This is a genomic window from Mycolicibacterium pyrenivorans (genome assembly GCF_025821625.1).
Lineage (GTDB): Bacteria > Actinomycetota > Actinomycetes > Mycobacteriales > Mycobacteriaceae > Mycobacterium > Mycobacterium pyrenivorans.
Genome location: NZ_JACKSH010000020.1, coordinates 34,887 through 43,638, shown reverse-complemented (window position 1 = coordinate 43,638; position 8,752 = coordinate 34,887). Strand labels below are relative to the sequence as shown.

Annotated in this window: 6 protein-coding genes; 3 read left to right on the top strand and 3 right to left on the bottom strand. The window is 67.2% G+C overall.

All coding sequences use genetic code 11. The features are described 5' to 3' along the window. Positions 1–139: 139 nt before the first annotated feature. Positions 140–1,228, bottom strand: coding sequence for a magnesium/cobalt transporter CorA (gene corA / locus H7I57_RS02490; RefSeq protein ID WP_264021692.1), 1,089 nt, complete (start codon positions 1,226–1,228; stop codon positions 140–142). A 140-nt stretch (positions 1,229–1,368) separates the two neighbouring features. Here corA and H7I57_RS02485 point away from each other — a divergent pair, with 140 nt between their 5' ends. After that, positions 1,369–2,580, top strand: a complete 1,212-nt coding sequence (locus H7I57_RS02485; protein WP_372510102.1) for an NAD(P)-dependent malic enzyme — start codon at positions 1,369–1,371, stop codon at positions 2,578–2,580. 23 nt (positions 2,581–2,603) lie between these two features. Continuing rightward, positions 2,604–3,434: a glycine betaine ABC transporter substrate-binding protein gene (locus tag H7I57_RS02480; protein WP_264021696.1), complete on the top strand. Its 831-nt coding sequence runs from the start codon at positions 2,604–2,606 to the stop codon at positions 3,432–3,434. Between the two features lie 18 nt (positions 3,435–3,452). Here the strand turns inward: H7I57_RS02480 and H7I57_RS02475 are convergent, their stop codons facing one another. Beyond that, the gene (locus tag H7I57_RS02475; protein WP_264021691.1) at positions 3,453–4,283 is read right to left on the bottom strand and encodes an SDR family NAD(P)-dependent oxidoreductase; all 831 of its coding nucleotides are present in this window, start codon (positions 4,281–4,283) and stop codon (positions 3,453–3,455) included. A 125-nt stretch (positions 4,284–4,408) separates the two neighbouring features. Here H7I57_RS02475 and H7I57_RS02470 point away from each other — a divergent pair, with 125 nt between their 5' ends. After that, the gene (locus tag H7I57_RS02470) at positions 4,409–4,750 is read left to right on the top strand and encodes a DUF732 domain-containing protein (RefSeq protein ID WP_264021690.1); all 342 of its coding nucleotides are present in this window, start codon (positions 4,409–4,411) and stop codon (positions 4,748–4,750) included. Positions 4,751–4,771: 21 nt separating this feature from the next. Here H7I57_RS02470 and H7I57_RS02465 read toward each other — a convergent pair whose 3' ends face one another. Further along, complete coding sequence (locus tag H7I57_RS02465) at positions 4,772–8,506, bottom strand: multifunctional oxoglutarate decarboxylase/oxoglutarate dehydrogenase thiamine pyrophosphate-binding subunit/dihydrolipoyllysine-residue succinyltransferase subunit (protein ID WP_372510105.1); 3,735 nt, start codon at positions 8,504–8,506, stop codon at positions 4,772–4,774. Positions 8,507–8,752: the final 246 nt, after the last annotated feature.

The window sequence follows — 8,752 nt, the reverse complement described above, 5'->3', positions numbered from 1 at the left end:
TGACCCGCGAACACACCAAACCCGCCGTGGCACCCACGGCAACACCGACGCGCCCACACCCAGCGCACCTCACCTCTATTTTCGGATTAGCAGGAAAAGCGCGAGAGCGGGCCTGCTGGAATGCAATTCCGGCGGAAAGTCAGAGCCAGTTGTTGTGCCGGAATGTCCGGTACAACAGCGCGCACACGGTGACCATCAGCAGCAGCACGGCGGGGTAGCCCCACGCCCACTGCAATTCGGGCATGTGGTCGAAGTTCATCCCGTAGATGCCGGCCAACGCGGTGGGCACCGCGGCGATGGCGACCCACGCGGAGATCTTGCGCATGTCGACGTTCTGCTGCATCGCGACCTTGCCGAGCGCGGCCTGCACCAGGGAGCTGAGCAGTTCGTCGAAGCTGGCGATGCGGTCCGCGGCCTTGATGGTGTGATCGAGCACATCGCGCATGTACGTGCGGATCTCGATGTTGACGAGGTCGGCATGGTCGGTGCCGATGCGCTCGAGGTCGGTCGCCAGCGGGCTCACGGCGCGGCGCAGTTCCACGACCTCGCGCTTGAGGAGGTATATCGCCTCCATGTTGGTGTGCGACAGCGGCGAGAAGATGTCCTCCTCGATGCCGTCGATGTCGGTTTCGATGAGATCGGTGACGTCGAGATAGTTGTCCACCACGTTGTCGGCGATCGCGTGCATCACCGAGTACGGGCCGAGTCGAAGCGTCGACGGCGTGGCCTCGAGGCGTTTGCGTATCCCGGCCAGCCCGCCGTGCTCGCCGTGCCGCACGGTGACGACGAAGTCGGGTCCGACGAAGATCATGACCTCGCCGGTCTCCACGATCTCGCGGGCGTTGGCCATCGACTCGTGGTCGACGTATTTCACGGTCTTGAGCACCAGGAACAGCGTGCTGCCGTAGCGCTCGAGCTTGGGTCGCTGGTGGGCGTGCACGGCGTCCTCGACGGCGAGCGTGTGCAGGCCGAACACCTCGGCGACGGTCTGCATCTGGTGCTCGTCGGGTTCGTGCAGTCCGACCCAGACGAACGCGTCCCTGCCGTCGGCCTCGATCTCGTGCACCTTGTTCAGGGCCGCGGCGTGGGTGTACTTACCCGGCAGTCGGGTTCCGTCGCAGTAGACGCCGCAGTCGACCATCGCCCGGGCGACCGGAACGTGAATGCTCTTGGCGTCCGGGCCGCCGTGACGCAACCGCGACGGCGGCAGTGCGCGAAAAGACGGCATCTGCGGCCCTCCCTCCGGACGAGCTGGTCGATCGGGTCAGCCGATCGGTAGCAGGGATCGTACGCGCCTGGCCCGGTGCGGATTCCTCACCAAGGGGGAACCCATCGCTGTGAGTTTCGCCGGTCGGATAGATTGGCGGCGTGGCGGACAGTGTTGTTGATTCCTCGCGTGAGCGCTCGTCAGTGGCGCCCACAGCCCAGGTTGTCATCGAGAACAGCGAGATCTTCGAAGCCCATGAGGGCGGCAAGCTCTCGGTCGAGCTCAAGTCGCCACTGGACACCCAGCGGGCCTTGTCGATCGCGTACACGCCCGGGGTGGCGCAGGTCAGCCGTGCGATCGCCGGCGACGCCACCCTGGCGAAGCGGTACACGTGGGCCAACCGCCTGGTGGCGGTGATCAGCGACGGCACCGCCGTCCTCGGCCTCGGCGACATCGGGCCCGCGGCGTCGCTGCCGGTGATGGAGGGCAAGAGCGCGCTCTTCAAGACGTTCGGCGGACTGGACTCGATCCCGATCGTGCTCGACACCAAGGACACCGACGAGATCGTCGAGACGATCATCCGGCTGCGCCCGACGTTCGGCGCGGTCAACCTCGAGGACATCTCGGCGCCCCGCTGCTTCGAGATCGAGCGCCGCGTCATCGAGGCGCTGGACTGCCCGGTCATGCACGACGACCAGCACGGCACCGCGATCGTCGTGCTCGCCGCGCTGCTCGGCGCCAGCAAGGCGCTCGAGCGCGACATGCGCGCGCTCAAGATCGTCATCTCCGGCGCCGGCGCCGCCGGCATAGCCTGCGCGAACATCCTGCTGGCCGCGGGCGTCGGCGACATCACGGTACTCGACAGCAAGGGCATCGTCGGTGTGGGGCGCGACGACCTCAACGAGTTCAAGGCCGAGTTGGCCACCAGGACCAACCCGCGCGGGCTGACCGGCGGGCTCGCCGAAGCGCTGGCCGGTGCAGACGTGTTCATGGGTGTCTCGGCCGGCCTGGTCCCGGAGGAGTTGATCGCGACGATGGCGCCGGGAGGCATCGTGTTCGCGATGTCCAACCCCGACCCCGAGATCCATCCCGACCTGGCCCGCAAGTACGCGGCGGTGGTGGCCACCGGCCGCAGCGACTTCCCGAACCAGATCAACAACGTGCTGGCATTCCCCGGGGTGTTCCGCGGGGCGCTGGACGCCGGCGCACGTCGCATCACCGAGAAGATGAAGGTCGCCGCGGCCGAGGCGATCTTCTCCGTGGTCGGCGACGACCTCTCGGTCGACTACATCGTGCCGAGCGCGCTGGACCCGCGGGTGGGTCCCGCGGTGGCCGCCGCGGTCGCCGCAGCGTCCGAGGATTCAGTCGGCTGAGTCGCGCCCGTTTCGCGAGGCGCCTGGCATCCGTGCTGGTCGCCGCGCTGGTCGTCGCGGGTTGCGGCGGGCAGGATCCCGCGCCGTCGATCCCGGTCGGGGCGACCGCCGAGCCCGAGTCTCAATTGGTGGCCCACCTGTATGCGGCCGCGCTGCGGTTCTACGGCAACCCCGCCCATGTGACGACGGAAGAGGATCCGCTCGGTCGTCTCGACTCGGGCGAGACGCGGGTCGCACCGGGTTTCACCGGTCGACTTCTGCAGCGGTTCGATCCGGACACGCCGGCGAGATCCGATGTGCAGGTGTATCGCCGGTTGTTGTCGGTGTTGCCCGAGGGTGTCGCCGCGGGTGATTACACCACCTCAGCGGAGGACAAACCCGCGGTCGCAATCACCGAGAAGACGGCCGACAGCTGGGACGCCGCGGACGTGACAGCCCTGCTGCGACGGTGCGGAGACGTCGCGGTCGGTGCGGTCGACGGCACCGCGCCGCCGTCGCGGATCGGAACCTGCACGCTGCCCGCGGCGCGTGAATTCCCGGACGATGCAACGATGTTCGCGTCGCTGCGCGCCGGCGAGATCGACGTGGCGTGGACGACGACAGCGGCTCCGGATGTGCCGTCGGAGGTGGTGGTGCTGTCGGACAGGACCTCGCTGATCCGCGCCGAGAACCTGGTGCCGCTGTACCGGCGCAACGAGCTGACCGAGTCCCAGGTGCTCGCGCTCAACGAGGTCGCCGGGGTGCTCGACACCGGATCGCTGGCCGACATGCGTCGTGAGGTCGCCGAGGGCACCGACCCGGGCCTGGTGGCCGGACAGTGGCTCGACGCCCACCCGCTCGGCGTCGGCAACTAACCGCTGCGGCCGGCGCGCTCAGTGCGCCGGCGGAGTCAGCTTCGCGACGGCCTTCGGGAACAGCGACTGATAGTGCGCCCCGACGGCGCGGATCACGATGTCGAACACCTTGGCGTCGTTGCCCACCAACACCCTGGCCTTGTTCTTGCGGACCCCGTCGAGGATGATCTTGGCGGCCTTCTCCGGCGTGGTGCTGGCGAGCTTCTTGTCGAAGGTCTTGGCGAGTTCCTCGGCGTCCAGGCCTTCGGCTGCGGAGGCGTTGCGAGCGATCGCGGTCTTGATGCCGCCGGGATGCACACAGGTGACCTTCACCGTGTGATCGGCCAGCGCCATCTCCTGGCGCAGGGCCTCGGTGAAGCCGCGGACCGCGAACTTCGCCGCGTTGTAGGCGGCCTGGCCGGGCACCGCGAACAACCCGAAGACACTGGAGACGTTCACCACGTGGCCGTCCCCGGAGGCGATCAGGTGCGGGAGAAACGACTTGGTGCCGTTGACGACGCCCCAGAAGTCGACATCCATCACCCGTTCGATGTCCTTGTACTGGGAGACCTCGACGTCGCCGGTGAACGCGATGCCTGCGTTGTTGTAGATCTGGTTGACCTTGCCGAAGTGCCCGGCGACCCCGTCGGCGTACAGCTGGAAGGCTTCCCGCTCGGTGACGTTGAGGCGGTCGGTCTTGACCTGGGCGCCGATGGCCTTGAGGCGCTCCTCGGTGACGGCCAGCCCCTCGGTGTCGATGTCGCTGATCGCCACGTGGGCGCCGGAGCGTCCCAGCTCGACGGCCAGCGCCTGACCGATGCCCGAGCCGGCGCCGGTCACGACGGCCACCTTTCCGGCGAAGCCCTGCATATCCACTCCTCATGTCGGTTGAACCCGTGTCGAGGCTAACGGGTACCCGGGGTCCCGTGTATGTCAGGGCGGGTTCGGTACCCTCGCCGCGTAATACTGCGGGACCCGGGGACGACAGTCAGGTCATGAAGTTCATGTACCCGGCCGTTGCGGTGGCAGCGGTTGTCGCGGCGACGATGTCCGCGGCGCCCGCGCAGGCGGACACCGGAATCGACGTGTTCCTCGGGGCCCTCGACCACTACCGGCTCGGTGACATCGATCCGGCCACCGCGGTGCGGGTGGGTGAGTCCGTGTGTCCGATGCTCGCCGAACCCGGACAAGGCGTGGCCAACGTCGCCGCGCGCGTCGCCGACGAACTCGGCCGGCCGCTCGGGCCCGCGACGATGTTCACCGGCTTGGCGATCCAGATCCTGTGTCCGCGCGCGGTCGGGGCGCTGACCGACGGGCAGCCGTTCTCGTTCTTCTGACCGGGCCCCGCTCGCGGGGAATCAGCCGAACGCCTCGTCGATGATCTCCTGCTGCTCGACCGCGTGCACCTTCGACGAACCCGACGACGGCGCCGACATCGCCCGACGCGAGATGCGCTTGATACCGTCCAGCTTCTCGGGCAACACCTCGGGCAGCGTCAGGCCCAGCGTCGGCCACGCCCCCTGGTTGGCCGGCTCCTCCTGCACCCAGCGGTACTCGGTGGCCTTGGGATAGCGGTCCAGCGTCTCGGCCAGCCGCCGCTTCGGCAGCGGAGCCAGTTGCTCGAGCCGGATGATCGCGACGTCGTCGCGCTGCTCCTTGTTCTTGCGGGCAGCCAGCTCGTAGTACAGCTTGCCGCTGGTCAGCAGCACCCGCGTGACCTTGCTGCGGTCCCCGTCGCCGTCGGTGTAGGTGGGCTCCTCGAGCACCGACCGGAACTTCATCTCGGTGAAGTCCCGGATGTCGCTGACTGCTGCCTTGTTGCGCAGCATCGACTTCGGCGTGAAGACGATCAGCGGCCGGTGGATCCCGTCGAGGCCGTGACGGCGCAGCAGGTGGAAGTAGTTCGCCGGCGTCGACGGCATCGCGATCGTCATCGACCCCTCGGCCCACAGCAGCAGGAACCGTTCGATGCGGCCCGAGGTGTGGTCGGGACCCTGGCCCTCGTGGCCGTGCGGCAGCAGCAGCACCACGTCCGACAGCTGCCCCCACTTGGCCTCTCCGGAGCTGATGAACTCGTCGATGATCGACTGTGCCCCGTTGACGAAGTCGCCGAACTGCGCCTCCCACAGCACCAGCGCGTTCGGGTTGCCGACCGAGTATCCGTACTCGAACCCCACCGCCGCGAACTCCGACAGCGCGGAGTCGTAGACCATGAACTTGCCGCCGGTCGGGTTGCCGTCGGAGTCGACGGTCAGCAGGTCCAGCGGCGTGAATTCCTTGCCCGTCTTGCGGTCGATGATCACCGAGTGGCGCTGCGTGAACGTGCCGCGGCGGGTGTCCTGGCCGGTGAACCGGATGGTCTTGCCCTCGGCCAGGAAGGATCCCAGCGCCAGCAGCTCGCCGAACGCCCAGTCGACCTTGCCCTCGTAGGCCATCTCCCGGCGTTTCTCGAGCACGGGTTTGACGCGGGGGTGGACGTTGAAGTCCTCGCCGAAGGCCAGGTGTGCGTCACCGATGCGGGCCAGCAGCGACTTGTCCACGGCGGTGCTCATCCCGGCGGGCACCATCTGGTCGGACTCCACCGAGTGGCTGGGTTCGATCGCGTGCTTCTCCAGCTCGCGCACCTCGTTGAAGACCCGCTCGAGCTGGCCCTGATAGTCGCGCAGGGCGTCCTCGGCTTCCTTCATCGAGATGTCGCCGCGGCCGATCAGCGCCTCGGTGTAGGTCTTGCGCACGCCCCGCTTGGTGTCGATGACGTCGTACATGTTGGGCTGCGTCATCGACGGGTCGTCGCCCTCGTTGTGGCCCCGCCGCCGGTAGCAGAGCATGTCGATGATGACGTCCTTCTTGAACTTCTGCCGGAAGTCCATCGCCAGCTTGGCGACCCACACCGCGGCCTCGGGGTCGTCGCCGTTGACGTGGAAGATCGGCGCGCCGATCATCTTCGCGACGTCGGTGCAGTACTCCGAGGAGCGCGAGTCGCCCGGCGAGGTGGTGAACCCGATCTGGTTGTTGACGATGATGTGGATGGTCCCGCCGGTGCGGTATCCGCGCAGCAGCGCGAGGTTCAGCGTCTCGGCGACCACACCCTGACCGGCGAACGCGGCGTCGCCGTGCAGCATCATCGGCACGACGGTGAACCCGTCGGGTCCATTGCCCTTGTCGAGCAGGTCCTGCTTGGCGCGGACCAGACCCTCGAGCACCGGGTCCACCGCCTCGAGGTGGCTGGGGTTGGCGACGAGCGACACGTCGATGTCGTTGTCGCCGAACATCTGGATGTACGTCCCGGTCGCGCCGAGGTGGTACTTGACGTCGCCCGACCCGTGCGCCTGCGACGGGTTCAGGTTGCCCTCGAACTCGGTGAAGATCTGGCTGTACGGCTTGCCGACGATGTTGGCCAGCACGTTGAGCCGACCGCGGTGCGGCATCCCGATGACGACCTCGTCGAGGCCGTGTTCGGCCGCCTGATCGATCGCGGCGTCCATCATCGGGATGACGGTCTCGGCACCTTCGAGCGAGAACCGTTTCTGCCCAACGTATTTGGTCTGCAGGAAGGTCTCGAACGCCTCGGCCGCGTTGAGCTTGCTCAGGATGTACTTCTGCTCGGCGACTGTCGGCTTCTCGTGTTTGATCTCGATGCGCTCCTGCAGCCATTTCTGCTGCTCGGGTTCGAGGATGTGCGTGTACTCCACGCCGACGTGCCGGCAGTACGCGTCACGCAACAGGCCCAGGACGTCGCGCAGCTTCTTGTGGGTCTTGCCGGCGAAGCCGTTGACCTTGAACTCGCGATCCAGGTCCCACAGCGTCAGGCCGTGGGTGAGCACGTCGAGATCGGGGTGACTGCGGAAGCGGGTGCTGTCCAACCGCAGCGGATCGATGTCGGCCATCAGGTGACCGCGGTTGCGGTAGGCGGCGATGAGCTCGATGACGCGCGCGTTCTTGTCCTCGATGGAATCCGGGTTGTCGATGCGCCAGCGCACAGGTTCGTAGGGGATTCCGAGTTCGCGGAAGATCTCGTCGTAGAACTCGTCATCGAGCAGCAGTTGGTGGATGGTGCGCAGGAAGTCGCCCGACTCCGCGCCCTGGATGATGCGGTGGTCGTAGGTCGACGTCAGCGTGATGAGCTTGCCGACACCGAGCTCGGAGATGCGCTCGTCGCTGGCGCCCTGGAAATGCGCCGGGTATTCCATGGCGCCGACACCGATGATCGCGCCCTGCCCCTGCATCAGCCGCGGCACCGAGTGCACCGTGCCGATGGTGCCCGGGTTGGTCAACGAAATCGTCACGCCGCCAAAGTCTTCGGCGGTCAGCTTGCCGTCGCGGGCACGGCGGATGATGTCCTCGTAGGCGGCGATGAACTGACCGAAGCGCATCGTCTCGCAGTTCTTGATCGCCGCGACGACGAGCTGGCGCTTGCCGTCCTTGCCCTGGAGGTCGATGGCCAGGCCCAGGTTGGTGTGGGCGGGCGTGACGGTATTCGGCTTGCCGTCCACCACGGCGAAGTGGCGGTTCATGTTCGGGAACTTCTTGACCGCTTGCACGAGCGCGTAACCGAGCAGATGGGTGAACGAGATCTTGCCGCCGCGGGTGCGCTTGAGATGGTTGTTGATGACGATCCGGTTGTCGATCATCGCCTTGGCCGGGATGGCGCGCACGCTGGTCGCCGTCGGCACGTCCAGCGACGCCGACATGTTCTTCACCACGGCAGCCGCGGCGCCGCGCAGCACCTGGGTTTCGGCATCCTCGGCGACCGGGGTGGCGGGCTTGCTCTTGGCGGGCGCCTCGGGCTTGGCCTCAGGCTTCTTCTCCGGGGCCTTCTCCGACTTCTCGGGGGCCGGCGCCGTCGCGGCAGGCTTGTCGGCCTTGGCCGCCGCGCCGCCGGATTCGGCGTCCTTCGTCTTGGCGGCGCCGTTGCTGCTGGCGGGCTTCGGCGGTGGCGCCGGTGCGGGTTCGGGTGGCGTCGTCGGGGTGGCGGCGCGTTTTCCGTTACCTCTCGGGGTGAATTCGTTGGTGGGTTCGGGGGAGTAGTCGACGAGGAACTCGTGCCAGCTGGGATCGACCGACGAGGGATCCTCGCGGAACTTGCGGTACATCTCTTCGACCAACCACTCGTTCTGACCGAATGGTGAAGGTGAACTCACGGCTGCTCTCCGCCTCAATTCTTCGCTTCGTGCCGGCGCCGAGCGGCAGCCGGCCACCCAATTCAACCCCGGTGTGCGGTCACCCGCTCTTCTGCCCTATAAAGGCTAGCGCTTTCGACATCGGCCGGACCATGCAACGTGGTTATGGTCATTGCGGTCGCAGAAAAGAAGAGCCGAACGGCGCGGTTGCGTCGGTCA